This window comes from Deltaproteobacteria bacterium (assembly GCA_020848905.1).
Lineage (GTDB): Bacteria > Myxococcota_A > Polyangia.
Genome location: JADLHG010000083.1, coordinates 143,394 through 168,530, shown reverse-complemented (window position 1 = coordinate 168,530; position 25,137 = coordinate 143,394). Strand labels below are relative to the sequence as shown.

General features: G+C 70.6%; 19 protein-coding genes. 14 read left to right on the top strand and 5 right to left on the bottom strand.

The genetic code is table 11. The annotated features are described in order from the left end of the window. Positions 1 to 139 precede the first annotated feature (139 nt). From IT371_31520 to IT371_31490, 7 genes are all read left to right on the top strand, one after another. On the top strand, positions 140 to 847 hold the full coding sequence (locus IT371_31520; GenBank protein MCC6752223.1) for a hypothetical protein: 708 nt from the start codon (positions 140 to 142) through the stop codon (positions 845 to 847). Positions 848 to 1,337: 490 nt separating this feature from the next. Further along, positions 1,338 to 2,138, top strand: coding sequence for an ABC transporter ATP-binding protein (locus tag IT371_31515; GenBank protein MCC6752222.1), 801 nt, complete (start codon positions 1,338 to 1,340; stop codon positions 2,136 to 2,138). Beyond that, a complete protein-coding gene (locus IT371_31510; GenBank protein MCC6752221.1) occupies positions 2,047 to 3,483 on the top strand; it encodes a TolC family protein in 1,437 nt (478 codons plus the stop codon). Before IT371_31515 ends, IT371_31510 begins: the two co-directional genes overlap by 92 nt. Next, a complete protein-coding gene (locus IT371_31505) occupies positions 3,480 to 4,604 on the top strand; it encodes an efflux RND transporter periplasmic adaptor subunit (protein MCC6752220.1) in 1,125 nt (374 codons plus the stop codon). The genes IT371_31510 and IT371_31505 overlap by 4 nt, the downstream gene beginning before the upstream one ends. Before the next feature lie 9 nt (positions 4,605 to 4,613). Continuing rightward, entirely contained in the window at positions 4,614 to 5,843 is a 1,230-nt protein-coding gene (locus IT371_31500; protein ID MCC6752219.1) for an ABC transporter permease, read from the top strand. 3 nt (positions 5,844 to 5,846) lie between these two features. Next, a complete protein-coding gene (locus IT371_31495) occupies positions 5,847 to 7,103 on the top strand; it encodes an ABC transporter permease (protein ID MCC6752218.1) in 1,257 nt (418 codons plus the stop codon). A 75-nt stretch (positions 7,104 to 7,178) separates the two neighbouring features. Continuing rightward, positions 7,179 to 7,769 carry a hypothetical protein gene (locus IT371_31490; GenBank protein MCC6752217.1) on the top strand — a complete coding sequence of 197 codons (591 nt, stop codon included), beginning with the start codon at positions 7,179 to 7,181 and terminating at the stop codon, positions 7,767 to 7,769. A 46-nt stretch (positions 7,770 to 7,815) separates the two neighbouring features. On the opposite strand, the gene IT371_31485 is transcribed toward IT371_31490, so the two are convergent. Then, positions 7,816 to 8,499: an FHA domain-containing protein gene (locus IT371_31485; protein MCC6752216.1), complete on the bottom strand. Its 684-nt coding sequence runs from the start codon at positions 8,497 to 8,499 to the stop codon at positions 7,816 to 7,818. A gap of 204 nt (positions 8,500 to 8,703) precedes the next feature. Between IT371_31485 and IT371_31480 the strand changes: the two genes are divergently transcribed. From IT371_31480 to IT371_31470, 3 genes are all read left to right on the top strand, one after another. After that, on the top strand, positions 8,704 to 10,449 hold the full coding sequence (locus IT371_31480; GenBank protein MCC6752215.1) for a DUF885 domain-containing protein: 1,746 nt from the start codon (positions 8,704 to 8,706) through the stop codon (positions 10,447 to 10,449). Between the two features lie 34 nt (positions 10,450 to 10,483). Beyond that, positions 10,484 to 11,389, top strand: a complete 906-nt coding sequence (locus IT371_31475) for a M23 family metallopeptidase (GenBank protein MCC6752214.1) — start codon at positions 10,484 to 10,486, stop codon at positions 11,387 to 11,389. Positions 11,390 to 11,544: 155 nt separating this feature from the next. Further along, positions 11,545 to 12,534 carry a hypothetical protein gene (locus IT371_31470; GenBank protein MCC6752213.1) on the top strand — a complete coding sequence of 330 codons (990 nt, stop codon included), beginning with the start codon at positions 11,545 to 11,547 and terminating at the stop codon, positions 12,532 to 12,534. A gap of 28 nt (positions 12,535 to 12,562) precedes the next feature. On the opposite strand, the gene IT371_31465 is transcribed toward IT371_31470, so the two are convergent. Genes IT371_31465 through IT371_31455 form a run of 3 tightly spaced genes read right to left on the bottom strand, consistent with a single transcriptional unit; the run spans position 12,563 to position 15,653 of the window. After that, positions 12,563 to 14,089, bottom strand: a complete 1,527-nt coding sequence (locus tag IT371_31465; GenBank protein ID MCC6752212.1) for a response regulator — start codon at positions 14,087 to 14,089, stop codon at positions 12,563 to 12,565. Positions 14,090 to 14,098: 9 nt separating this feature from the next. Further along, the gene (locus IT371_31460; protein ID MCC6752211.1) at positions 14,099 to 14,830 is read right to left on the bottom strand and encodes an MBL fold metallo-hydrolase; all 732 of its coding nucleotides are present in this window, start codon (positions 14,828 to 14,830) and stop codon (positions 14,099 to 14,101) included. Between the two features lie 43 nt (positions 14,831 to 14,873). After that, a complete protein-coding gene (locus tag IT371_31455; protein ID MCC6752210.1) occupies positions 14,874 to 15,653 on the bottom strand; it encodes a hypothetical protein in 780 nt (259 codons plus the stop codon). Positions 15,654 to 16,225: 572 nt separating this feature from the next. On the opposite strand from IT371_31455, the gene IT371_31450 reads away from it, so the two are divergent. From IT371_31450 to IT371_31435, 4 genes are all read left to right on the top strand, one after another. Further along, a complete protein-coding gene (locus IT371_31450) occupies positions 16,226 to 18,310 on the top strand; it encodes a thrombospondin type 3 repeat-containing protein (GenBank protein ID MCC6752209.1) in 2,085 nt (694 codons plus the stop codon). Positions 18,311 to 18,378: 68 nt separating this feature from the next. Then, positions 18,379 to 19,323 (top strand): hypothetical protein, encoded by a 945-nt coding sequence (locus IT371_31445; GenBank protein ID MCC6752208.1) that lies wholly within the window; start codon positions 18,379 to 18,381, stop codon positions 19,321 to 19,323. A gap of 22 nt (positions 19,324 to 19,345) precedes the next feature. After that, positions 19,346 to 20,422 (top strand): LamG domain-containing protein, encoded by a 1,077-nt coding sequence (locus IT371_31440; protein ID MCC6752207.1) that lies wholly within the window; start codon positions 19,346 to 19,348, stop codon positions 20,420 to 20,422. Positions 20,423 to 20,443: 21 nt separating this feature from the next. Further along, a complete protein-coding gene (locus IT371_31435; GenBank protein MCC6752206.1) occupies positions 20,444 to 21,973 on the top strand; it encodes a DUF4080 domain-containing protein in 1,530 nt (509 codons plus the stop codon). An 11-nt stretch (positions 21,974 to 21,984) separates the two neighbouring features. Here IT371_31435 and IT371_31430 read toward each other — a convergent pair whose 3' ends face one another. After that, complete coding sequence (locus IT371_31430) at positions 21,985 to 25,068, bottom strand: hypothetical protein (protein ID MCC6752205.1); 3,084 nt, start codon at positions 25,066 to 25,068, stop codon at positions 21,985 to 21,987. Between the last annotated feature and the right edge of the window lie 69 nt (positions 25,069 to 25,137).

The following is a 25,137-nucleotide window of genomic DNA, read 5'->3' as shown; positions in this document are numbered from 1 at the left end:
TCTACCCCGGTGGGGCCCGGAGCCCGGTGGGGCCTGGAGCCCGGAGAAAGGTCTACCTGCCCCGGTGCCGTCCAAAGCGGGTGCGGTCCGCGAGGTCGCACATGGGGTAACATCTCGTTGGTCTGCTGAGGAGAAGCCCATGGTGATCTACCGCGAAGAACGGCGAACCGTGCTTCTGCTGGCAGTGTCGGCCCTGGCCGCGGGATGCAGCTCGAGCGGCGGAGCAGCCGCCGACGCGCAAGCCCTCGTCGACACTTCGGCCACGCAGGGAGATGGCGCCGTTCCAAAGCGCGACGGTGGGGGCGATCCCAACCTGGCCCGCAACGTCCAGTCCAGCACCTGCGGCGGCTTCGATCGCGCGCGGGCCCTCACGCCAGACGCCCGCCCGGCGCGGCACGACGCGGGGGTCGCCACGAGCTATTGCGACGCGGAACTCCTCAGGTGGAGCTACGACCGCGCACGGCAACGCCTGACCCTCGTCGACCAGCGCATGAGCCTCAACTGCTGTGGCGTTCACACCGTCGAGGCCGTTCCCCGCGCGGCCGGCAAGCTCCGCATCACCATCACAGACACGCCCGAGAAGGTCCCCGGAACCTCAGACTACGCGCGCTGCCGCTGCACCTGCGTCTTCGACCTCACCTTCCAGATCGACGACGTCGCGCCCAACCCGGTGACCGTTTCCCTCATCCGCACCGTTCTCGAATGGGACCCGAACGCGAAGGGCCTCCTCCCCGCCTCGAGCACCACGCTCTTCGATGGGACGCTCGACCTCGGCAAGGGGGCTGGCTCCGAGGTGTTGGACGGCAACCCCGTTCCGATCGGAATCTGCACGCGCGCCGGCAAGTAGTCCCGCTCACAGCGGAACGAACGCCGCGACCCTCGATGTGAGGAACGTCACATCCGGCACTCGACCCGGCGCTCTCCCCGAAGTGGCGCCCCGAGAGGGAGCCAACCCTCCGCACATCGGGAACATCTAACCCCGGAGCGCTCTCGTAGCGCGAACTCTCGCTATCAACCCCGGAGCGGTCTCGAACTGAACTCAACCCCGAAACGAACTCAACCCCGGAGCGGTCTCGAACTGAACTCAACCCCGAAACGAACTCAACCCCGGTGCGCGCCGGGGCCGAGCGGTCTCAAACTCAACCCCGGTGCGCTCCGGGGCAGGTGCGCGCCGGGGCAGGTGGGCAGGTGCGCTCCGGGGTTAATTCGCGCCGGCGCGAAATGGAACGGCGGCTCCGCGGGTTTCTGCATGCACGGACCGCCCCCCTGGGTATAGTGCCCCCGCGAAGGGCCAATCGGTCCGACCCCTTTTCCGCCGCACCGGGAAGAGCCGCACCATGACCAGCGACGGACCGCCACCGGTCATTGCCCTCGACGAGCTCTGCAAGGTGTACCGCGCGGGTTCTGTCGAGGTCCACGCCCTGCGCGACATCTCGCTCGTCATCCGGCGCGGCGAGATGGTCGCCGTGATGGGCGCGAGCGGCTCCGGCAAGTCCACGCTGATGAACATCGTCGGCACCCTCGATCGCCCGACGAGCGGTCGCTACCTCCTCGACGGCGTGGCCGTGGAGGAGCTAGACGCCGTCGCCCAGGCCCACCTGCGCAACGCGAAGATCGGTTTCGTCTTCCAAGCCTTCAACCTCCTGCCGAGGCACACCGCGCTCGCCAACGTCGAGGTCCCGCTGATCTACGGTCGCATCTCGCGCCGCGAGCGCCGCCGCCGCGCGCTCGAGGCGCTCGCCCGCGTGGGCCTGGCCGACCGCGTGGATCACCTCCCCACGCAGCTCTCGGGCGGCCAGCAGCAGCGCGTGGCCATCGCACGCGCCCTCGTCACGCGTCCTGTGCTGCTTCTCGCCGACGAACCAACCGGCGCCCTCGACACCGAGACCACTGCCCAGGTGATGGAGCTCTTCTGCGAGCTCCACCGGAGCGGGATGACCGTCGTCCTCGTGACCCACGAGCCGCACGTCGCGCGCTATGCGAAGCGCATCATCCGCTTTCGCGACGGTCGCATTCTCTCTGACGAACCGAGCCAGGAGCCTCCGCATGCGCCAACAGGTCTCGACCGGTTCCACGCTACCGATGCTCCTGCCGATCTTCCTGGCGTGCCTCTCGAGCCAAGCCCCGGCGCACGCTAAGCAGACCCTGAGCCTCCGCGCCGCCGTCGAGCGCGCGCTCAGGCTTGACCCGCAGACCGCCTACGCCCTCCTGGCGCGGGACCGCAGCAAGCTGGCCCTCCTCCGCGCCCAGCTCGACCGCGTCAGCGCCAAGGTGGATGCCTCCCTCGGCGAGCAGTGGCGCGCCTGGAAGGCCTTCTCCGACCCCGCCTGCGACCCGACCGGGGCCTGCGCCGCGACGAGCGGCACGACGACCAGCGGGACCTCGAGCTTCACCGCGAGCCTCGCCGTGCCCCTCTTCACCGGCTTCCGCCTCACCGCGAACGTGAGCCGCGCCAGGCACCTCGATGCCGCCGCCGTAGCCACGCACCGCGCCACGGCCCGCGCCGTGGCCATCGAGGTGCTTCGCGCCTACTGGAGCGTGCGCCGCGTCGAGCTCCAGGCCGCCGTCTCCGAGCAGGCCCTCTCCCGCTATCAGGACGCCGTGAAGGTGGTGAACGCCCGCGTCCGCGCCGGTCTCGCGCCCCCCGTCGACCTCAACCGCATCGAGGCCCGCCGCCTGCGCGAGGAAGCGCGCCTGGCCTCGCTCAAGGGATCTGCCGCCGAAGGGAGGGCCCAGCTCGCCGTCGCCCTCGAGCTCGGCGGCGCCGACCTCTGGCTCACCGAGCCGATCGACGTTCCGCCCCCGCCGCCTCACCGCCCCGAGGAGGTCGACCACCTCCTCGCCTCGGCCGCCCGCGTCCGACCGGAGCTCCTCGCGGCGCAGCACCGCACCCTCGCCGCGCGCGAAGCCATACGCGCGGCGCGCTCCGGGTACTTCCCCCAGCTCGGCGGCGCCATGCAGCTCCAGTACGGCAACGGCTCGTACCTCGGCTTCGTGGGCGGCGGTCTCATGACCCCCTCGGGGAGCGCAAACCCCTTCGCCAACACCTCGCTCTCGCTCCTCGTCGGCGCGACGCTCTCGATCAACCTCTTCGACACCTTCAATACGGCCACCGCGGTGCGCGACGCGCGCTACGTCGCCTCCCAGCAGGAGCAGGACGAGCGCCGCCTCGGCCGCCTGGTGGAGCAGGAGGTCCGTCTGGCGCACGTCCGCCTGCAGCGCCTCTATCGCACGCGCGACCCGCTCGTGAGCACGCGCTCCCTCGCCCGCGACAACCTCACCATCATCGACCGTCGCTACCGCAATGGCGAGGGGACGATCCTGGACTACCTCGACGCGCAGGTGGAGCTGCTCAACGCCGAGCTCGACCTGGCGGACGTCGACGCCTCCATCGCCCTCGGCTGGAGCGAGTTAGCCGCTGCCACGGGACGCCTCCCCATCGCCGACGTGAGCCTCGCGCTCGGAAAGACAAGGTCCCGATGAAGCGACGTCGCGTCTGGCGCTGGGTCGTGCTCGCAGCCGTCCTCATCGGCGGCGGCTCCGCGCTCTTCCTCTCGCGCGCCCGCAGCAGCAAGGGGGTGAAGGTGGACCCGCACCTCGTGGTCAAGGCCACGCGCGGGGACCTTCAGATCGACGTGGTCGAGCTGGGCAAGATCGAGCCGCGCGAGAAGGTCGCCGTGAAGTCCAAGGTCGGCGGCCAGGCCCTGCGCGTGCTCGTCGAGGAGGGGGCGCGGGTCAAGAAGGGGCAGCTCCTCCTCGTGCTCGATCCCATCGACTTCCAGCGCACCGTCGTACGCGCCCAGCAGGAGGTGGACAAGTGCAAGGTGGCGCTCGAGCTCGCCGAGCTCACCCTCTCCCGCAAGCGGCGCGGGCTCGCCGAACGCGGCGTCTCGCAGGCCGACGTCGACCTGGCGGAGAACGACCTCAAGACGCGGCGGGTGACCCTCGCGCAGGCCACCGAGCAGCTCGCCTCGGCGCGCGACCAGCTCCGCTTCTCGCGTCTGACCTCGCCCCTCGACGGCACCGTGACCCAGCGCAACATCCAGCCCGGCGAGACCGTGGTCCCCGGCGTGGCCTCCACCTTCGACGACCGGTCGCTCCTCGTCGTCTCGGACCTCTCGACCCTCATCGCCAAGGCGGAGCTCAACCAGATCGACGTCGCCCGGGTGAAGCTCGGCCAGCGCGTGACCCTGACGCTCGACGCCCTCCCCGGGCGCACCTTCCGCGCACACGTGACCAAGATCGCCCCCGCGGCGCTCCTCCCCAAAGGGAAGGACGTCGAGGTCTTTCCGATCGAGGCCACGCTCGAGCCGGCCGGGACCGAGGTGATCAAGCCCGGCATGACCGCCGACGTGCGCATCCAGATCGAGACGCGCAAGAACGTGCTGCGCCTGCCCATCGAGGCCGCCACCAAGGAAAAGGAGCGCTACTTCGCCACGCGGGTCAGCGGCCAGCCCGACGCCAAGGGGCTGGTGCGCACCGAACGCGTCCCCGTCACGGTGGGGGCGCGAAACGACCGGGACCTGGAGATCCTTTCCGGCCTGCGCGAGGGGGAGCGCGTGCTCATCAAGCCCCCTTCGGCCGACGCCAACGAGTGGAAGTGAGACGCCGCCGTGTGGCTCGAATACCTGGGCATCGCCGCGGCGGTCCTTCGCGCGCACAAGGTGCGGTCGCTGCTCACGGTCCTCTCGATCACCATCGGCGCCTTCTCGATCGTCCTCATGACCTCGCTGGCCGACTCGGGGCTGAAGACGCTCCTCGTCGGCGTCGAGGAGCTCGGCGGCTCGCAGCTCCTCTCCGTCTGGCGCAAGCCGCCTGACGCGAAGGAAGCGCGCCAGCTCTCCTACACGCGCGGCCTGACCCGCGCCGACGCCGCGGCCGTCGAGGACATCCCGCACCTGCGCAGCGTGACCCAGCTCGCGGTCCTCGGCGGCAAATCGGCCCAGACCGACGCGGGCCGCCAGCGTCCGGTGGACCTCGTGGCCTCCGACCCCCGCTTCTTCTCCTTCTTCCGGTACCGCGCCGCGCAGGGCCGGCTCTTCGACGCCCGCGACGCCGCGCTCCACGCGCGCGTCTGCGTGATCGGCGACACGCTCGCCGAAAAGCTCTTCGACCGCGGCACGGACGTCGTCGGTCGCTCGCTCCAGGTGGCCAAGCTGCGCTGCCGGATCGTCGGTCGCCTGGAGAAGGTGGATCGCTGGGGGATCCGCTTCGGTTGGGACTGGGACAACGTGCTGGTCCTCCCGCTCGAGGCGCTCTCCGACGTGAGCCTCGGCGAGCTCGACGCCGCTCGCCAGCTCTTCCTGCAGACCGAGGGCCCCGCCTACAACGACGTAGTCAAGCGCGTGATGAACGCGCGCCTCCTGGTGCGGCACCACGACGTGGACGACTTCGCTATCTTCGACCTCGAGAAGCGGCTGGCCGGCTTCGTGAAGGTCTTCCTGATCATGAAGGTGATCGTCGGACTGCTCGCCGCGATCACGCTGCTCGTCGGCGGCGTCGGGATCATGAACATCATGCTCGTCTCCGTCGCCGAGCGCGTCCGCGAGATCGGCATCCGCAAAGCGCTCGGCGCCACTCCCACCGACATAGGGCGCCAGTTCCTGGTCGAGGCGGCCCTGCTCTCCGGGGCAGGGGGGCTGCTCGGCGCGGCGTGCGGCGTCGCCTCGGCCCTCGGCGCGTCGGCGCTGATCCGCCACTTCAAGCCGAGCTGGGTCACGAGCGTCTCGCAGCCAGCCGTGCTGGCCTCGCTCCTCGTGGCCACGGTGATCGGTCTGCTCTTCGGCTACTTCCCGGCTCGACGCGCGGGACGCCTAGACCCCGTCCAGGCGATGCGGGGCTAGCGCATGTGGACCGCCCTCGCCGACCAGCTCGCCACGGTGCTGCACACCTTCCGCCACAACAAGGGGCGCAGCCTCCTCACTCTGCTCGGCATGATCATCGGTGCCGGCTCGATGGTGCTCCTCTCGGGGCTGCTCGCGGGGGGCAAGGAGGCCCTGCTCTCGACCAATCAGTTCATCGCCGACGCCGACGTGATCGAGGTGCGAAGCAGCGAAGCGCCACCCCGGCAGCGAGGCCGTACCGCGCGGCGGCTCGAGTTCGCCGACGCCGACGCGCTCGACGGGAGCGAGTCCATCGGTCGGGCGCGAACCGAGGCCGAGCTCTTCGACTGGGGCCGCTGGGCACGGGCCGGCACCCGCAAAAAGCGCGTCCTCGTGCTCGGCGCTTCGGACCGCGCGCTCTCGCTCTACCGGGTGGAGCTCGCCCGGGGTCGTTTCATCGACGCGCACGACCTCGAGCGTCGCGCACGCGTCTGCGTGGTGGGCGACGAGGTCTGGCGCGAGCTCCTCGGCGCACCCGCGAGCCTCTCGGGCATCTCGCTCCAGGTCTCGGGCCTGCGCTGGGAGGTGGTGGGGGTGCTCAAGCGCAAGCCGCCGCTGGTAGCAGGCCCGGGGATCTGGATGTGGGACCGCCGCGTCGTCGTGCCGGCGACGACCTTCGCCGCCTCGATCCGGCACACGCGGCGCATCGACGAGCTCTACGTGCGACTCCTCCCCGCCCAGGAGCCGCTGATGGAACGGCTCGTGCAAACCGAGCGGCTCGTGACGAGCGTGCTCACGCGGCGCCACCACGGCGTGGAGAACTTCCGCCTCTCGGGCAACGACAAGGGCCAGAAGGAGCAGGAGCGGCTCATCTTCCTCGTGATCAACGTGCTCATGCTCTGCACTGCGGCGCTCTCGCTCTTCGTGGGCGGCATCAACATCATGAACATCATGCTGGTCACGGTGACCGAGCGGACGCGCGAGATCGGGATCCGCCGCTCCCTCGGTGCGACGCCGGGCAACATCCTGCGCCAGTTCCTCGTCGAGGCCGCGATCGTCTCGGCGGTCGGCGGCACGATCGGGGTCGTCGGCGGGGCGGCGCTGGTCTTCCTCGTGACGAAGGGGCTCGCCGCCTGGCTCGGCGCCTGGAACGCGCACTACGAACTCTGGGCCTTCGCGCTGGGCCTCGGCAGCAGTCTCTTCGTCGGCATGCTCTTCGGGCTCTACCCCGCGTGGCGGGCGGCGCGCATGGATCCGGTCGAGGCGCTGCGGTACGAATAGGCGGCGCGAGGCGATCCACACCTCGCCGAGAGAGGCAGAGCACTTGCCGTGACCGCACCCGTACATCGATATTCCGTGGCCGAGGCCTTGGCGGCCATCGGAGCTGTGTGGCAGGGGGGACGCGCGCTCCTCGGGAGCGGCACCTGGGTCGTGGAAGGAATGACTCGCCTCGGGTTGCTGCAGCTCGAGGGGAACAAGCGGCCGCACCTGCTGTGGCACGGGTACGTGGGAGACGAGGACGTCGCCCCGTTGCGGGCCGCTCTGGAGCAGCGGGGCAGGGTGTTGCCGGGAGGCCTCGACTTCATGTTCCAGACGCCGTGGAAAGTCGCCTGGACCGAGGGAACGGAGGTGATCGAGCTCTTCGACCGGGGAGGGCTACGCTGCGTGGCCACGCACAAAGACCTCTCGCTCCATCCGCGGGTCGGCGCAGCACGCCGCATCCCCGTCGGCTCGGTGCGCGCGGTGCAGGCCGAGGGCTACGCCTACCGCTCGGCCAGTCGGGTCCGGCTGGTGCTCGACGACAACCGGCTCGTGGGGGTGCTCTCGGCGATCGACCTGCTCGCGCCCTGGGCCGACGACCCCTGGGGGATCTACGAGGGCTGGACGACGCGCGCCGCGGCGGCGCTGGCTACCCGGATCGGCGTCCCGGTGGTGACGCTGTCCTGACCGGCACGCAGGGACCCGGTCGAAGCGCCGCGGTACCTTCAGCGCGCTACTTGCCGAAGAGCTTGCTGAAGAAGCCGCCCTTCTTGGGCGGCTCGGCGGGCTCGCTGGCGCGAGTCACCGTCTCGGCGACATCCAGCGTGCCGTCGGCGCCCACCACGAGGAAGCGGGTCTGGATCAGCCGCTCGATGCCCGAGCCGTAGAGGAAGCGAAAGAGGTACTTCCCGAGCGCGACCGACTCGCCGCCACGCAGCACGTGGCGCTTGCCGTCCTCGAGCATCCGGCGGTCGACCCAGAGCTCGTTGTAGGCCTCGCTCTCCTCGATGGCGAGCTGCGTGGCGGTCAGCCAGCGAAAGCAGCAGTGATGCCGCGAGACGGAGTACTCGGGGATGACGATGGCGTTGTCGCGTGTGCGACCGAGGTGCACCGGCTGGTCGCTCCGCGGGATGAACCAGACCCCGTCGGTGATATTGCAGGGCTCGGCGCGGAAGTCCTCCGACGTGGTGCCCGTGGTGTGCGCGTCCGCCGCCGCCTGATCGACCCCCTCGGGCGTCACCTCACCACCGAAGAGATCCACGCTGCGCGTGCGCCCCTCGAAGTCCTCCTCCTCGACGAGGTTGGCGACCTTCCCGATCCCCACGAGCGCCGGCAGATAGCTCTTGGCCCGACGCTCGTCCTTGGACAACCGCCGGTACTCGACCACCAACTCGTCGACGGTCGCGCGGAGGTTCATGGGCTGGACGAGCTTTCTTGCAGGCGGAACGCCACGCGCACGGTTCTCGACCCTCTCCGTGTATTTTAGCGGTCCTAACGAGCGCAAACCAGCACGCCCCTGCCCCGCACCACCGGCCACTCCCGGAGCCAGGGCCGCGCCACCGACCCGTGGGAATCCAGGGACCTAGCCCTGGCACGACGAATGCTCTACTCCACATGCCCCATGCGACGCGCGTCCCGACCCACCGTCTGCCTGCTCGCTGCGCTGCTCCTCTGCTGCGGGCAAGCCCCCGCGTGGGCGCGGCCTGGCGCGGTCCAGGCGGTGAACGCCGTCGCCGACGCGTACACCCGCGCGCTCCGGCGACAGACCCTCCGGCCCACCCTGAGCGCGCAGTCCTTCTCGGCCTGGCTGCGCGCCCTCTCCCACTACGAGGAGCGCCTGGCCCGAGTCGACCCGGCCCGGCTCGACGCGCAGGGGCGCATCACGTACCGCATGCTCAAGGCCGACTTCGCGAGCCAGCGCGAGGCGCTCACGCAAGGCTGGACGGTGCGCGACCTCCACGGCTTCGTCGGCGTGACGGGCATCGTGGACGCGCTCGACGAGCTCGACCGCAGCTCGGTGGCCGGTTGGCGGCGCACGCTGACCGTCCTCGCACGCACGAGCCGCTACGTCGACGGCTTCCTCGAGCTGCAAAACCAGGCGCTGGCCGCCGGCACCGTGGGTCCCAAGCTCGCCATCCGCTCCGCGCTCGCCACCCTGGCGCCGCTCGTGAGCCGTCGCGCCGATCGCAACCCATTTCTGGCCCTCGAGCGGGAGCTCGCGGAGAGCCTCGCCGGTCGTCCCGAGCTCCCGGCGCTCCAGGCCGAGCTCCGCGACCTGCTGCGCGAGAACGTTCTGCCGGCCCACCGGCGCCTCGCGACCCACCTGGCGAAGCGCGTCCTCCCCCGCGGCGGGAAGGTCGGTGCCGACCGCGAGGTCTACCTGCGCCACATGGCCGCGCACCTCGGGCCCGACCACGCCTCGCCCGAGGAGCTTCACGCCTGGGGTCGCACCGAGGTCGAGCGGCTCCGCGGCGAGCTCTGGAAGGTGGCGCGCACCGTCGAACCCAGCGCCCGCTCGGTGGAGGAGGCGCTGGCCAAGCTCCGGGCGCGCCGCGCCAACCACTTCGGCACGGCTGACGCGCTCCTCGGCGCCGTGAAGGGAGAGATCGCGCACGCCCGGCGCGTGGCCCGCAAGATGGCCCCGCTGCCGAAGAGCCGCGTGGAGGTGGCGCCGGTGCCGAGCTACATGGAGACCACCACCGCCGCGCTCTACTGGCTCAAACCCGGCCCGCCGAGCAAGCTGGTGGGCGAGATGCAGATCAACGTCGGTCCGCTGCTCGGACAGCAGCTCCGGCACGAGCTCGCCACGCTCGCCACGCACGAGGTCTGGGGCGGCCACCATCTCGCGGCGGTCGTGGCGATGCGGCAGAAAGGGCTACCCAAGTACCGGCGCGAGGCCTCGTTCACCGCCTTCGACGAAGGTTGGGCCCTCTACGCCGAGCAGTGGCGCGACGAGCAGGGAGCCTTCAGCCCCGAGGAGCGCGTGGGGTTTCTCGTCGGACAGCTCTGGCGCGCGGCGCGGCTCGTGGTGGATACGGGCCTGCACACGGGCACCCTTTCACCAACGGCCGCCACGGCCTATTTCCAGCGCAACGCCTTCACCTCGCGCACCGCCGCCAAGGCCGAGATCGAGCGCTACGTCGCCGAGCCCGCCCAGGCCCTCGCCTACTACGTGGGCAAGACCCAGCTGCTCGCGCTCCGCGAAGCCGTGCGAAAGACGCTCGGTCGGCACTACGACGAACGCGCGTTCCACGCCAAGCTGCTCAGCCTCGGTTCGGTGCCGCTCGCCGAGGCACGCGAGGCGATGCTCGAGTGGGCCGAACGCCGCCGGTGCCGTCCGTTGCCGAACGGCCGGCCCCCGTGCTAGACGGGTCGGACCATCGCCGTCGGAGGAACCGATCTTGGGCCTGCGCCCCCTTGGGATCGTCGCGTGCTTCGGGCTCGCCGTCGGCGTCGTCGCGCTGTCGGCCCGACCGGCCCGCGCGCTCCCGGCCGGCTTCGAGCTTCGCGCCCCCTTCCCCTGCGGGACGGTCTATCGCCTCTACTGCGGCTATAGCGGCATAGGCCCGAGCGGGTCGAGCTGCTCGGGCTTCCACTCGGGCCCCGACGTCTACGCCATAGACCTCAACTACTCCTTCGTCGCCGACGTGGGCGGCGACTACAACCAGGCGCCGAAGGGCCTCGGCAAGCCGGTGACCGCGGCCGCCGACGGAGTCGTGGCCTTCGCGGGTCTGACGAACGGCGGCTACGGCTATGCCGTCCTGCTGCGCCACGAGACCAGCGACAGGGTCTACACCACGCTCTATGCGCACCTGCAGAGCACGGCGGTGAGCCAGGGGGCGCGCGTGAAGACAGGAGATACGATCGGCGCGCTCGGCCAGTCCGGCGGGCAGAGCATCGCCCACCTCCACTTCGTCCTGCGCAAAGGGGGGGACACCTTCTCGGGCACGGCGCTCCAGCCCGAGCCCCTGAGCGGCGCGACCGGGCTGAAAGCGGGCCAGCGCCTGACGGTGGGCTGCGTCGCCCCGCCGCCGCCCGATGCCGGCGTCACGCTGCCTCGCGATCGGGGAGTCTCTCCACCTCCGGCCGACGCGATGCCCCTGGCGCGCGACGCCCGACCGCTCGCGGACCTCGGCGGGAAGGCTCCCGCGGGGGACGGCGACGATCGAACGCAGCTCGATCCGCTCACGACCCGGCTCTACGGCGGCTGCTCGGCGGGGGCCGAGGGGACGCTCCCGCTCTCGATTCCTCTGCTCCTGCTGGCACTCCTCTGGTCGACCGTGTCTCGCCGGCGCCGGCGCGTGTAGCCACTCAGCGCCGAAGGGGCCAGGCCTCGCGCCTGCCGAATTTCCAACACTTGCCAGGACGCGCGTTGGCCCGAGGCATGCAGTTGTCGACCCCGCTAGCCCTCGAGCGCCCGCCCGGCGCCTCGTGGGCCCGGTCGCCTCCAGGAGAAGCTCCCATGCGTCGTCACCACCGATGGATTCTCTTGCCGATGCTCGCGCTCGCCTGGCCCGCCGCGGCCAAGGAGCAGAAGCCGGCCCCCGTCACCGACGCCGCCGGCTCGGCGCGTACCGCCTACCGGCAGACCATGCGCGAGCGAGGCTACTCTGGGGCCGCCATCCGGCTGGGCGTGCGGTTGCTGCCCACGACCGGTGAGGGCGCCAAGGTGCGTGACATCGGAGACCTGCCCGTCTCGGAGTACGCCCTCGCCGGCGCCAGGGGCGAGCAGGCGAGCTGGTATCGCTACGAGTGGAAGCCGGGCGAGGTGACGCGCGGAGCCTGGCGGGCCTCGGTACCCGGCACCGGCAAGGGCTGGCAGCGCAGCCTCACGACGGGCGTCCACGCGGGCCCGCTCTCGATGGCCCTCAGCAAGCACGGCGTGGCGGAGCTACGCAACGAGCAGACCTCCACCAGCCTCTGGTGGGCCGGCGATTACCTCGGCGCGCCGGTGAGGTTCACCGAATCCGCCCGCGTGGTGCAGGTCAAGCCCGGGTTCTTCGTCGTGAACTACTCGGTGAAGGCCACGCATCAGGCGAACGGGACCCCGCTCGAACGCCCCATCGATGCGAAGAGGACCGTGGTCGTGAAGATCTCGGGTGACTCCAAGGTCTGGCCGCTCACTCTGGAGCAGCTCTGGAACAGCAGCGACGGAAACCCGCACCATCCCGAGGGCGCCACGGGCCAGTGGCTGCATCAGGTGTTCTTCGAGGGGATCCGGCCGCACGTGGTCAAGGAGGGACTCCACCTGAGCTCGGGGCACGACATGCGACGCTTCCCCTTCAGCGTGGGGGTCTACAGCTACCGACAGAACGAAGGCCCCACCTGGATCGCCGCCGGGAAGCTGGGGGCGTTCGGTCGCGCCCTGCTCGCCGTCGAGAATCACGAGCTCGCGCGCTCCTGGGGGGTGGGCGGCATGCTCAAGCTGGCCGCCGCGTCGTTCGGCAAGTAGAGGCCCCAACCCCAAGAATCCGCACGCCTCACGCGGCGCGATCGAGGATCCGTCGCACGTAGATCGCGAGGTGCGCCGGCGAGAAGGGCTTCGACACGTAACCGAGGCCTCCGCCCCGCTCGAGAGCCGCCGAGATCGCCTCGCTCCCCCGCGCCGTCATCAGCACCACGCGCAGCCGGGGCTTGAGCTGCGAGGCGATCTGGGCCAGCTCGAGGCCGTTCACCTCCGGCATGAAGAAGTCCGTCAGCAGGAGGTCCACGGTGCGCTCTCCGCCCCGGAGGAGCGCCAGCGCCTCGTCGGCGCGACCGGCCTCCAGCACGTCGTACCCGAGAGGCGCGAGCGTTTCCCGGATCAGCCTTCGGATCGCGTGCTCGTCGTCCACCACCAGCACGCACTCCCGGCCGCGCGGAAGGACCGCCGGCCGCACGACCTGCCGCTCCTCCGCGACCTCCGCGGTGAGCGGAAGCCGCACCAGGAACGTCGTGCCCTTCCCCGGCGCGCTCCGCACGGTCACGCTGCCGCCGTGCTGCACCGCCACCTCGCGCACGGTCGCGAGCCCCAGCCCCGTGCCATGCGCCGGCCCCTTCGTCGTGAAGAAGGGCTCGAAGATCCTCTCGTGCAGCTCGGGGTCGATCCCCTCTCCAGTGTCGGTCACCTCGACGATGGCGACGTCGCCACCCTCCCCCTCGGGACCCGGCGCCCCCTCCTCGGGGCCGCGCCGCACCCGGATCGTGAGCCGTCCCCCGCGCGGCATGGCGTCCCTGGCGTTCACGGCCAGGTTCAGCAGCAGCAGCTCGAGCTGCGCGCTGTCGCCGCGCACGTTGAGCCCCTCCGCTCCCTCGAGCGCGAGCTCGAGCGTGATCTCGTCCCCGAGGGTGCGCCGGAGGAGCTTGCCCAGGCCCTCGACGACTCGCACGAGGCTCACCGCGCACAGCTCGGCCGGCTGCTTGCGCGAGAAGGCCAAGAGCTGCCGCGAGAGCAGCACCGCGCGCTGGGTCGCCTCGCGGATCGCCCCCAGGTCCTCCGCCACGAAGCTCTCGGGGTCGAGGCGTCCGAGCGCCAGCTCGGCAAAGCCGCCGATCACGCCGAGGAGGTTATTGAAGTCGTGCGCCACCCCTGCCGCGAGCTGCCCGAGGACCTCCATCTTCTGCGCGTGCAGCAGCTGCGCCCAGAGCCGCTCCCGCTCCTCCTCGGCCCGCTTGCGCTCCTGGATCTCGCGCACGAGCTCGCGGTTGGATGCCTCGAGCGCCGCGGTGCGCTCTCGAACGCGGTCCTCGAGCGTCCGGTGCAGCTCCTCGAGCATCAGGTTGCGCACCTCGGCCGCGTCCTTCTCGCGCGTGAGGTCGTCTCGCTCCACCCGCAACGCGGAGGCCCTGCCCGTCGCGGCCCGGCGGCTCCGGTCCAGCTCGCCGATCGTCAGCGTCAGAAGCTTGGCCTTCTCCTGCGCGAGGTAGCTCACGCAGCGCATGTGGAGCGCCCGCTCGAGGAGCTCCCGGTTCGTGGCCTGCACGTCGTCCACGTGCCGGATGCCAGCCTTGCGGATGTCGTCGCGCATGCGGGCCCCCTAGGTCGCATCCATGGCGCAGGGCAGGGCTTTCAGGAAGGCGATCGCCTCCTTCACCTGCGAGCCCTGCAAGATCGAGCCGTGCTGGGGACAGATGCGCTGCACCGGCAGCTCGGCCACCTGGTCCATGCAGCGGGCGAGCAGCTCCCGCGTCGGCATGTAGAGCCGGTGAAAGGCCGCCATGGGGGTCAGGAAGTCCCCCTTGGCGAAGAGCGCCCACTCCTCGGAGAGCCCGCCGAAGAGGTCGCTCGTGAAGAGCGTCCCCGAGGTGCCGTCGAAGGTCATGATCGCCCCCGGGGAGTGCAGAAACGGCGTCCAGAAGAAGTCCAGGCGCCGACCGCTCTTCAGCGTCAGCGTGTAGTTGTTCCGGTCCACGGGATAGAGCTCCGAGCGCAGCCCGTAGTGCCGGATGAGCCGGACGGTGTTCATGTGCGCGGCGATGCGCAGGTCGGGGCGGTCGATCACGTCCTCGACCACGGGCAGGTTGCCGCAGACGTCCGGGTCCTGGTGCGAGGCGACGATCAGGCTGATCTCGGCGGGGCGCACGACCTCGATCACCTTGCGCATGATCACCGGGAAGTCGGGGATCGACCCCGGGTCGATGAACACCGCCTCTTCCTCGTCGAGGAGCACGTACGGATTGCAGTGGAGCTTGGTCTCCTCTTCGTAGAAGCCGACCCACGAGATCTCGTGCGTCACCGCCACCGCGTCGTCGTAGCGATCCTTGGCCATGGTTTCTCCCCCTCCGGCCGCCGGCCGCGACCGCCGCCCCAGTCTAGCGCACGGCGTCGTCGATTCCACCCGCGGGAGGCGGGCCGAGAAGCTGCGCCTCGGGGAGGGCTTGGAACTCGGCCAGGTCCCGGACGTGGATCCCCACCACGGAGAGGCGCGCGTTCGCGCCGTGCAGGAGCTTGGCCCTCATGTTCGCGCCGTCCCGCGAGCGGCTGATCCCGAGCTCGTGAAAGAGCCCGCGCCCCGGCGCGACCTCGGCGTTCGGCAGCCAGTCCATGCAGTTCCCCTGCAGCCACTCGGTGTCGCTCGGCTGCGCGCGGGCCGCGAGCCAGTCCCGAAGGTGAGGCAGCCGGTCGGAGAGCTCGACAGCCATCGAGTAGCCGAGCGCGTCCGGGTTCAGGTGCGCGCTCGAGTGGTCCTCCCAGCGCGGGTGGGTCCCGTTCACGTTGCGCGCCCAGTAGTAGATGTCGCCCGGCTGCACCACCAGGCCGAGGTGCTTGTTCTCGCGCCCGACGAGGTCGTACTTCCGGCTGAACGGAGCGTCCGGGTAAACCAGCGCGTAGCGGAGCAGCACGCTGCCGTTCGCTGCCGTGAAGCAGCGCTGGAAGTCCTCCCACGCGTCGCGCAGCACGGGCACGCACACTCGCTCTACCCGGCGCCAGGCGGGCCCGGCCGAGACCACGCGGACCGGAAAGCCATGGCGCGCGGCATAGGCCCGAGCCTCGGCCGCGAGCCGCCCCGGCTCGGCGAAGGCCCTCCCGGACGGAAGCAGGCCCAGCCAGAGGATTGCGGCCACGAAGGCCAGGGCGCGCGCGCAGGTCACAGGTGCCCGTCAAGCAAGGTCCGTACCCTGGACGGGCCTTCGCCGACTCCATATTTCCTTCGTGATCACGAGGCGCACGACGCGAGTGCGCCCGGCGCCGGCGCGGGTTCTCCTCGGAATCCGGAGCCGCCTCTCTCTCTTTTGGCTGCTGACCGGAGAGCCCGCCCGCGCTAGCATCCCGCCGCCAGTTGGCGCAGTCTTACCCCCGCGGCCATAGGTGGCCGCGCGCTTCGAGAGGTATATAGATGGTGCGGCGTTTCCTCGCGACGATCGGGCTCCTCCTCGTTCCGACGCTGGCCTGGGCCGGCCCCCCGCGGGGCGCCCAGACCTGCACCCCCCCTCCGGGCCTCGACATCGACGTGGCCAAGCTGCCGGCCTTCCGCCGCCCGAAGGGGATGATGCACATCGACGCGGGCCCGAGCTCCGACAGCGGCACCCTCGCCGCCTGCAAGGAGGCCCTCGCGCAGAAGGGGGTCTGCCGTCTCGGGGACATCGTGGTGGTGGACGTCGCCCCGTACCTGGTGCGCGCCGGCCGCTGCGAGCGCGACCCCAAGGAGACGGAGGCCTACGCCATGTCGCCGGTGAGCTTCAACACCGCCCTCCAGCGCGTGCAAGGCCTCTCGGACTACGTCGATCGCTTTCAGACCTACGTCTTCTTCATGAACTTCAAGCACACCTCGGGGGCCACGGTTCCTCCCGACCAGACCCAGGACTGCCCCCTCGCCTATCACTTCGAGCTTTCCTATCAAAGTCGCCAGATCATGAATATCAAGGGCATCGGGCGGCCGTACAACCCGCTCCCCGAGGGGAATCAGCTCCACGCGATCATCAATATGTGGGGGCTCTGGGACTGGACGGACAAGGAGATGACCGATCCGACGGAGGTGCAGCCCCTCAACATCCTGACCCACGAGACGGAGCACGACGTCTGCTGCTACATCAACTACATCTCCGACGGGAAGGTCTACGACGACCTGATCGGCCAGCAGGGCGCGCACTGGAGCCTGTACCTCAACACCTTCGGCGAGCTGATGTACGGCTGCAACTGGCGCGAAGAGGGTAACGGCACCTTCTACGCCGTGCCGCCGGTGCGGGGCACACGCCCGCTCGACCTCTACCTGTGGGGGCTCATCCCCCCCGAGCAGGTGCCGCCCATCTTTCGCGTGGACACCTCGGACCGCAACTGCACGCTCAAGCCCAGCACGCTCGAGGGGCTGACGAAGGACTGCGCCGAGCTGGAGATCGGGGGCGGCCTGAAGTGCAAGGACGACCTGGAGGCCTGTCTGAAGAAGTTCGACGTCTGCCTCGACCCGCCGTACTACCGCACCCTCGCCGGAGGGTGCGCCCCGTACACCGGATCGGAGGTCCAGTCGCCGGCGTACATCACGGCCAAGGGGAAGAAGAAGCCCGTCACGATCCAGAACATCATCAACGGCAACGGAGACCGCTTCCCCGACTGGACCGAGTCGTACAAGACCAACACCCAGCTCTTCGTGCTGCTGGTCGGCAAGGAGGGGCTGAAGCAGGAGAGCCTCGACCGGCTGAACACCTACCGTCGCGCCTTCTCCCGGCACCTCTACAAGGCCACCGGGCATCGCCTGCGCAACAAGAACACGTGGGACTCGACCGTGGACCACGCGCTCTGGGAGTGGGGCGGCGCGCCGCAGTGGAAGGACGACATCGAGCTCGAGGGCTGGCGGGGCGCAGAGCTCAAGCAGCCTCTCGCTCTCGAGAACGGCGAGCTGGTCTTGCCGCTCAAGGGAGCCGCCTCGGGGATGAGCGCGGAGAACGTGCGCCTGAACGGAAAGCACTTCGACGCGCTCCAGGTCGTGATGACGGTCCCGTCTCTCAAGGACGACAAGACCGGCGGGCCGCGACTGCTCCACGGGAAGTGGGTCCTCGAGCACGCCGCGGGCAAGCAGGAGGTGCGCTTCCCCATCGCCGCCGACGGGCTGAAGCACAACGTGACGGTCCCCGTCCCCGCGAAGACGATCAAGGCCGGCGCCTGCACGGACTGCGTGGCCCTGTGCAAGAACGAGGGGAAGCCCGGCGAGGGCTGGTACGACAGCTGCTCGGGCGCGCTGGTCAAGGCGGGCGCGTGCAAGACCAAGGAGGGGCTCACCGCGTGCGGGCCGTACTGCGCCGGCCAGGGCACCGCGAGCGAAGGGTGGCGCGATTCGTGCGCGACGGAGCTCGACAAGGTCTACACGAAGCTCACCCTCGTTCCCGTGGACGACCCGGCCGCGGCCTCGCTCGGCGGCCCGGTGCGGGTGGATCGCGTCGATTTCTTCCGCGTGGCCGACGAGGTCACCGACGAGAAGAAGAAGAAGGACGGCGAGAAGGACTACGACGGAGACGGGCTGGTCAACGCCTTCGACAACTGCCCGAAGCAGGCGAACCCGCTGCAGACCGACTCGAACATCGACGGCGAAGGGGATGCCTGCGGGGACTTCGACTCCGACGGCGTGGTGAACGCCCGCGACAACTGCCCGTCGGTGGTGAACTCGCTCCAGCAGGACGAGGACAAGGACGGCCTGGGCAACGCCTGCGACCCGGACTACACGAGCGGGTGCAGCCTCGGGGGTGCCGGTGCCGCGGGGGGCTGGATGCTGCTCGTCCTCGCCCTCCTCGCCCTCGCCTTCCGCCGCGCGCGCTAAGGGACCTGAGCGCCGCCTGTCTCCGCGCTCGTCCCGGGCGCGGCCGGGTCGTATACTGAAGGGGCTCCATGGCCCGCATCATCGAGCTCACCTGTCCGCAATGCTCGTCGCACGAGGCGGACTCCCTCGGACACGACCAGTTCCGGTGCACCTACTGCTCCGCGGTCTTCCTCGTCGAGCGGAAGCGGCCCACCGCGCCCGTGGTCGTACAGCCCACGCCGCGGAGCGCTCCCCTGCGGGCCTCGCTGGCGAAGGGGGTGGTGGTCGTCGTCGCGATCGCCATCTTCGTGGCCGCCGTCGGGCTCATCGCCGTGATCAAGCAGTTCGGGCGCGGCCCGACCGAGGCCGAGCTCCGCACGCGTCTCTCGGGGACCAGCGGGGTGCCCCGCGTCCGGGTCCCCTCGATCCAGCGCACCAGCGCGGAGGCCAGCCCTCCGCCGAAGGCCGAGCTCCGCGACGTGCAGCACGCCCGCCTGCCGCGCGGAACCGACATCTGGATCGGCACCCTCGCCAACACGGGCCAGGTGCCGATCGAGCGCCCCTCGGCGCTGGTCAGCCTCTTCGACGCGCAGGGCAAGCGCGTCGGCGAGCACCACGGCTGGGCCCCGATCGAGCTCCTCGCGCCGGGGCAGACGACTCCCGTGCTGGTGATGATCATGCGCGCCCCCGTCTACTCCCGCTTCGACGCTGCGCCGGGCGAGCTCCGCACGACGAGCTACTCCCCTCCGCAGCTCGCCACGATCAAGGTCACCGAGCAGACCGTCCAGCCCTACCTGACCACGATGCAGCAGATCGTCGGCACGGTGCGGAACGTGGGGAGCAAGCCCGCGCGCTTCGTCCAGGTGATCGCCGTCGGCCGCGATGGGGACGGCAAGCTGGCCTCGTACGCCTCGAACTACGTGAGCCGCTCGGACCTCGCCCCGGGCGCCGAGAGCGGCTTCTCCGTCACGTCCGGGACCTTCGAGATCCGGCGACCGGCGCGCTTCGAGGTCTTTGCCGTGGGACGTGAGTAGCGGGGACCGGGAGGAGTCGGCAATGGGCGCCCCGCCGAAGCGCCGCTGGCCGGTGGCCGGCGCCCTTCTCGTCGGGGTGCTGCTGCTGACGAGTTGCCGCTTGCTCGCTCGTTACGCGCCGACCGACGGCCCGACCGATGGAAGCGCCGCGGGCGAGACGGGCGCGAGAGACGGTCAGACCGCCGAAGCGCGCGCCGGAGGCGATGGCCTGGGCACGGAGCGCGGAGTCCTGGGCGGCGACGGCGCGGCGACCGACGCAGCCCGTCCTTCGGATGGGCGTCCCCCGACCGATGGTCGCGCGCCCGACGCGATGCGCCCGCCGGATCAGCGCGCCCCGGATGGGGGCGGCGTCGCCAGCCTCTGCAGCGATCCGTCGCTGCTCCTGCACCTGGATTTCTTTCCGCCCTGGGGCGGGACCGTGACCCAGGTGCTTCGTGACAAGCACGACGGCGACCTTCCCATCGCCCCCATCGCCACTATTACCACCGACAAGGACGGCAAGCCGGCGCCGAGCGTCCGCGTCACCACGACCCACGACGGCTGGACCTACGGCGGAAGTAACCTGGGACCACGCGAGGGAACCGCCGCTCTCTGGGTTCGCCCGGACTACGACCCGCAGAACCCGGGTTCGACGTACAGCTCGGGCGAGTTCCTCGAGCTACTGTCGGGCAGCCTCACCATTGGTGGCTCGACCTATCTGCTCGCCCTTCGCCACCGTCCGGATCTGGCTCAGGTCCGAGCCGAGCTACACGACCTGTCGAAGGGCCAACTCCTTGTCGCGGCCGGCGTGCCTCACACCGCGCTCGTGCGTGGAAGCTGGACCCACTTCGCGGCTGTCTGGAACACGCCTAAAGCCACCGTGATGCTGTACGTGAACGGACGGCTGCAGGGCTCCGCTGGTTCCGCGACCCTTCCGACGGGGACCCCGGTGAGCAACCTTCTGCGCGTCGGCGGACGAGGCCAGACCCAGATCGCGAGCCTCTCGTTTCAGGGGGCCATCGATGCCGTGCTGAGCTTCTCGCGCGTCCTCACCGACGCCGAGCTCAAGACGCTGGCGACCGAGAGCTGCCCGCTGATGACCGCGATCCCCTTTCCCTGAGGCCGGCTCCCCGACGTGTCCATGCCCTCCGAGCTCCTCCTCGCCACGGTCAACGCGCGCTACGCCCACGCCAGCCTCGGGCTGCGCTACCTCCTCGCGAACCTGGGTCCGCTCGCGCCGCGGGCCGAGCTCCTCGAGTTCGTCCTCGGGGAGCGGCCGGCGGAGCTGGCGGAGAAGCTCCTCGCACGGCGCCCGCGCCTCCTCGGCCTCGGGGTCTACGTCTGGAACGCCGCGGTGACGCGCGAGGTGGTGGCGATCGTGAAGGCCGTGGCCCCGGAGGTGGTCGTCGTGCTCGGAGGCCCCGAGGTGAGCCACGAGCTCGACGGGCAGCCCATCGTGGCCCTCGCCGACCACGTGGTCACCGGCGAGGGCGAGGTCGCCTTTCGCGAGCTCTGCACGCAGCTCCTCGCGGGGGGACGCGACCTGCCGAAGGTCTGGCCGGGCGGGACCCCCGACCTGGACGCGCTGGCCCTCCCCTACGCGCTCTACACCGACGAGGACCTCTCGCGGCGCGTGCTCTACGTCGAGGCCTCGCGCGGCTGCCCCTTCCGCTGCGAGTTCTGCCTTTCCTCGCTCGACGCCGGGGTGCGACGCTTTTCGCTCGAACGTCTCCTCCCCGCCTTCGACGCGCTCCTCGCCCGCGGGGCACGCGCCTTCAAGTTCGTGGACCGCACCTTCAACCTGCATCCGCGCACGAGCGAGGCGCTCCTCGACTACTTCCTCGAAAAGGAGCACGAGGAGCTCTCGCTGCACTTCGAGGTGGTGCCGGACCGCCTCCCCGACGGGCTCCGGGCGCGACTCGCCCGCTTCCCCGCCGGAGCCGTCCAGCTCGAGCTCGGCGTGCAGTCCATGGACCCGGAGGTGACCGCGCGCATCCGGCGCGAGCAGGACCTCGCGCTCCTCGCCGACAACCTGCGCTTCCTGCGTCAGCAGACGGGGACGCACCTGCACGCGGACCTGATTCTGGGCCTTCCCGGCGAGACCCTCGACGGCATCGGCCGGAGCTTCGACGCGCTCCACGCGCTCGGGCCGCACGAGATTCAGGTGGGCATCCTGAAGCGCCTGCGCGGCGCTCCCATCGCGCGGCACGAGGAGCCCTGGCGCCTGGTCTTCGACCCGGAGCCCCCCTACGAGCTCCTGCAGAGCCTCGCGCTCGACTTCGCCACGCTCCAGCGGCTCAAGCGCTTCGCGCGCTACTGGGACCTGGTCGCGAACAGCGGCAACTTCCGCGAGACGCTGCCGCTGCTCCTCGGCGCGGAGTCGGCCTTCGCCGCCTTCCTCGGCTTTTCCGACTGGCTCTACGACGAGACGGGGACGCGGGCCGGCATCGAGCTCCAGCGGCTGGTCGAGCTCGTGCGGCGCTACCTGACCGAGCTGCGCGGCCTCCCCGAGGAGAAGGTGGGCCCGACGCTGCTGCGTGACTACCTGCGCGCCGGGCGGAGAGTGCCCGAGTGCCTCGCGCGCTACGCGGAGGGCGCGTCGATGCCGGTGGTCCGCGAGAGCGACCCCGGCCGCTCCGCATTGCCGCGGCAGCGTCGCCACCGACGCTGAGACGACCGCAGTTACTTCACGTTCTCTGGGGCCCGGGGCGACGAGGGAGGGATCCAGGGACAGCTCTGCGTGGCCATGCAGGCCTCCTCGCGGAGCTCGCGACCACGGCTGCGAAAGAAGTGGCCGATCATATGGAGCAGCAGGGTGGTGGTGTCGAAGGCGCTGTTGGGCTCGGGCAGGTTGATCGTGTGCTGCCCCTTCGGGTTGATGAGCGGAATGCGCAGCGCGATGAGTCCGCGTCCGGTTTCCCGCGTGAGGCGCATCGGATGCGCTAGTCGCGGTGCTTCGGGCACGTGCTTCCCGTTAGAGTAGTCCTCGGGGTCCGCGACGAGCTCGAGCCCGTTGAAGCGCCGGAGCGCGGCGATCCCCTCGAGCACGTGACCGTCGATGAGCACGTTGTTCGCCGGTCGCCCGAAGCGGGGGTCGGGGCTCAGGTACTCGAGCGCCCCTGCCGCACGCGCCATCGCCGCCGTCGTCGAAACGGGCAGGATGGTGTCCCCCGCGGTGGCCAGGATGCAGACGCTGGCCCCCGGCTGGGCCCGCTCGTAGTCCTCCGTGTGGAGCGGCTCGAGCGCGATGTGCCGCGCGTAGTTGATCGGATCGGCCGGGTCCATCGCCAGCTGCCCTAGCCCGAAGAGGCGACGCAGGTCGGGGGTGTTCCGCTGGTAGCCGAGCCCCTCGGCCAGGGCCACGAGCGGCGCCCCCGCCGGATAGACCAGCCCCTCGAAGGTCACGTCCTCGGCGAAGCGATCGACCACCCGACGCGGCGCGTTCGAACCGGGAGCGAAGACGCGCACCTCGATGCGGTCCCCCGCCTCCTCGGTCTGCGCCAGGCGGACGGTCTTCGGGCCCGCCACGAGGTCGATCCCGTAGCGTCGTCGCCGCGCGAGGGCGTCTATCGCGTTCGAGGCCAGGTGAACGCGGAAGCGCCCCCGCTCCCCTGCCAGGGCCTCGGCGCGCTTGCCACTCGCCAGGTTGCGCACCTCGACCCGGTCGCCGACCTGCACCTCGAGACCACGCACGAGCACCCGCCGCTCCGCACCCACCGCCCCGGGCAGCAGCGCGACGAGGTCGACGTGCCCCGCCTCCCGCGTGGGCATGCCGACGTAGATCGGACCCATGGTCCGCAGCACCACCTTCTCGCTGATCGCCCCGAGCACCGTGCGGCCGGGGATCTGGTCCAGCCCCCCACCGCCCGAGGAGGGGACCGAGGCCACGATCACCGGCTCCACCGCCGAATACATCGCCGAGAGCACGCCCCCCATGCTGCTCCCCATGCTGAAGTAGTCCACCGCCGGTCCGCCCAGGTCCACCTTGCCGTCGCCGTCGAAGTCTCCCGCCAGCTCGGGTTTGCCGTCGCCGTTGAGGTCCTGCGTCCCCATGCGCACACCATCGAAGCTCCGGAGCACCCGCGTGAAGGTCAGGTTGTCGAGGATGCTCTGGCGGAGCAGGTCTCGCGTGTGGAAGAGATCGAGCGTGAAGGCGTCGCCCCCGTTGTCGGGGCGGCCATCGTTGTTCAGGTCGCGGGCCCGCCCCGGGGAGATGGCCTCGAGCGTGGGCGTCATCTTGAGCTGGTTCGTGAGGAGCCTGGCCAGCGGCATGTAGTCCGCCGGAAGCACGAGGCCGTGGCCGTAGCCGTCGATGGCGCAGCTCGCCAGACCGTAGCGCGCAAGGTAGCCCGCAAAGGCGAAGAGCTCGACGCGGCTCGTCCCGTAGCCGTGGGTGTAGACCACCACTGGAAAGGGGGCGCCGGAGCCGCGGTCCTTGCGCGGCACGACGCACCAGAAGGGTACCGTGTGCCGCCCGTAGCGCGCGTGGCCGGTCGTGCGGTCGAGCTCCCAGATCACCTCCTCGTCGGCGGGGTAGCCGGGGCGCGCGAGCCCCCGCTGATCCGCGAGCAGGTTCGGCCCCTCGAAGTCGCCGAGCACCACGTAGTCCACGTTGTCGTACGAGTCGCCGGTCGCCAACACCCCAGCAGAGTCAATGGCGGTCGCGGACTGAACCATACCCATGCTCAGCACGACGGGACCGACAATGCGGACGAAGGTCTGGAGCACACTCCCCGGCAGCCGGTAGGGCCCTCCGCGACCGTCGTAGGCCTTGACCAGCCGCACCTTCGGCTCGAACTCGCGCGCGAGATACGAGAAGGGACCCACCCCGTAGAGCCCGCGGCGCAGCGCCTCGAGGTCGCGCGTGCTCGGCTGCGTGGTGAAGCTCCAGGCGAAGGCCACGTCCTCGATCGTGAGTCCGTGGCGCGGCAAGAGCTCCGGCAGCTCCTTCAGCGCCTCGGTCTGCTTCAGATGGTTGACGTGCGAGAAGGGCGAGCGCACGGCGTGTCCGTCGGCGCCGACGAGTCGCTTGGTCAGCACCACCGCGTAGCGCGTCTCCTGGTCGAGCGGCACGACGGGCTTGGCGATCAGCGTGTTCGTGACCTTCTCGTAGAAGGTGAGCAGGTGGTCCCGCGGGTCGGCGCCCACGGGGTGCACGTTCGGTACGTCGAGCAGCCCGTCCCCGTCGGTGTCCTCCCCCGGGTCGAGCCGCCCGTTGCCGTTACGATCCTCGGCCGTGGTGTCGAAGAGCAGGTTCGCCACGTGGGCGCGCGGGTCGTTCTCCCAGTAGGCGTCCATCGACGGCAAGGCGGCCGGGAAGTTGCCCTGGTCGAAGTCGAGCAGCACCGCCTCGCCGTAGCGCGGCGAGGCACGGTCCAGGTTGATGAGGTAGACCGCGTCGTCCCCGAAGTCGCGGTTCTCCTTGTGTCGCCGGACGAGGTTGTCGAGGTCGAGGGGCGCGTCGAAGCTGACCGTCACGGCGCCGAAGCTCGAGAAGCCCTCGAGGTTGCTCGCCACGCGACGGATGCGGCGCTCGATCGCGGTCTCGGCCTCCAGGCTGAGATTCACCCGCCGGCCGGTGCCGGCCGAGGGGTCGGGGCGCGTCGCCACGTCGTTCGGCAGCGGCAGCTCGGGGAGCGGCAGCGCGTCCAGATCGAAGATCACCGTCGGCCCGGGACCCGGCTCGGTGAAGCCAAGCCCCTCGGGGCGAGGTCCGGCGCAGGCGCCGAGGACGAGGACGCAGACGGAGAGAGCGCGAGGCTTCATGAGACACCTGGAGGTACGTGACGGCGGAACGCGCAGGAGCTTACACCGGGGCGCGAGCTTACACCGGGG

What these genes read in the sequence shown, in the direction of transcription:
- IT371_31520 (MCC6752223.1), top strand. Translation starts at nt 140, where the DNA reads ATGGTGATCTACCGCGAAGAACGGCGAACCGTGCTTCTGCTGGCAGTG.
- IT371_31515 (MCC6752222.1), top strand. Translation starts at nt 1,338, where the DNA reads ATGACCAGCGACGGACCGCCACCGGTCATTGCCCTCGACGAGCTCTGC.
- IT371_31510 (MCC6752221.1), top strand. Translation starts at nt 2,047, where the DNA reads ATGCGCCAACAGGTCTCGACCGGTTCCACGCTACCGATGCTCCTGCCG.
- IT371_31505 (MCC6752220.1), top strand. Translation starts at nt 3,480, where the DNA reads ATGAAGCGACGTCGCGTCTGGCGCTGGGTCGTGCTCGCAGCCGTCCTC.
- IT371_31495 (MCC6752218.1), top strand. Translation starts at nt 5,847, where the DNA reads ATGTGGACCGCCCTCGCCGACCAGCTCGCCACGGTGCTGCACACCTTC.
- IT371_31485 (MCC6752216.1), bottom strand. Translation starts at nt 8,499, where the DNA reads ATGAACCTCCGCGCGACCGTCGACGAGTTGGTGGTCGAGTACCGGCGG.
- IT371_31480 (MCC6752215.1), top strand. Translation starts at nt 8,704, where the DNA reads ATGCGACGCGCGTCCCGACCCACCGTCTGCCTGCTCGCTGCGCTGCTC.
- IT371_31470 (MCC6752213.1), top strand. Translation starts at nt 11,545, where the DNA reads ATGCGTCGTCACCACCGATGGATTCTCTTGCCGATGCTCGCGCTCGCC.
- IT371_31465 (MCC6752212.1), bottom strand. Translation starts at nt 14,089, where the DNA reads ATGCGCGACGACATCCGCAAGGCTGGCATCCGGCACGTGGACGACGTG.
- IT371_31460 (MCC6752211.1), bottom strand. Translation starts at nt 14,830, where the DNA reads ATGGCCAAGGATCGCTACGACGACGCGGTGGCGGTGACGCACGAGATC.
- IT371_31450 (MCC6752209.1), top strand. Translation starts at nt 16,226, where the DNA reads ATGTCGCCGGTGAGCTTCAACACCGCCCTCCAGCGCGTGCAAGGCCTC.
- IT371_31445 (MCC6752208.1), top strand. Translation starts at nt 18,379, where the DNA reads ATGGCCCGCATCATCGAGCTCACCTGTCCGCAATGCTCGTCGCACGAG.
- IT371_31440 (MCC6752207.1), top strand. Translation starts at nt 19,346, where the DNA reads ATGGGCGCCCCGCCGAAGCGCCGCTGGCCGGTGGCCGGCGCCCTTCTC.
- IT371_31435 (MCC6752206.1), top strand. Translation starts at nt 20,444, where the DNA reads ATGCCCTCCGAGCTCCTCCTCGCCACGGTCAACGCGCGCTACGCCCAC.
- IT371_31430 (MCC6752205.1), bottom strand. Translation starts at nt 25,068, where the DNA reads ATGAAGCCTCGCGCTCTCTCCGTCTGCGTCCTCGTCCTCGGCGCCTGC.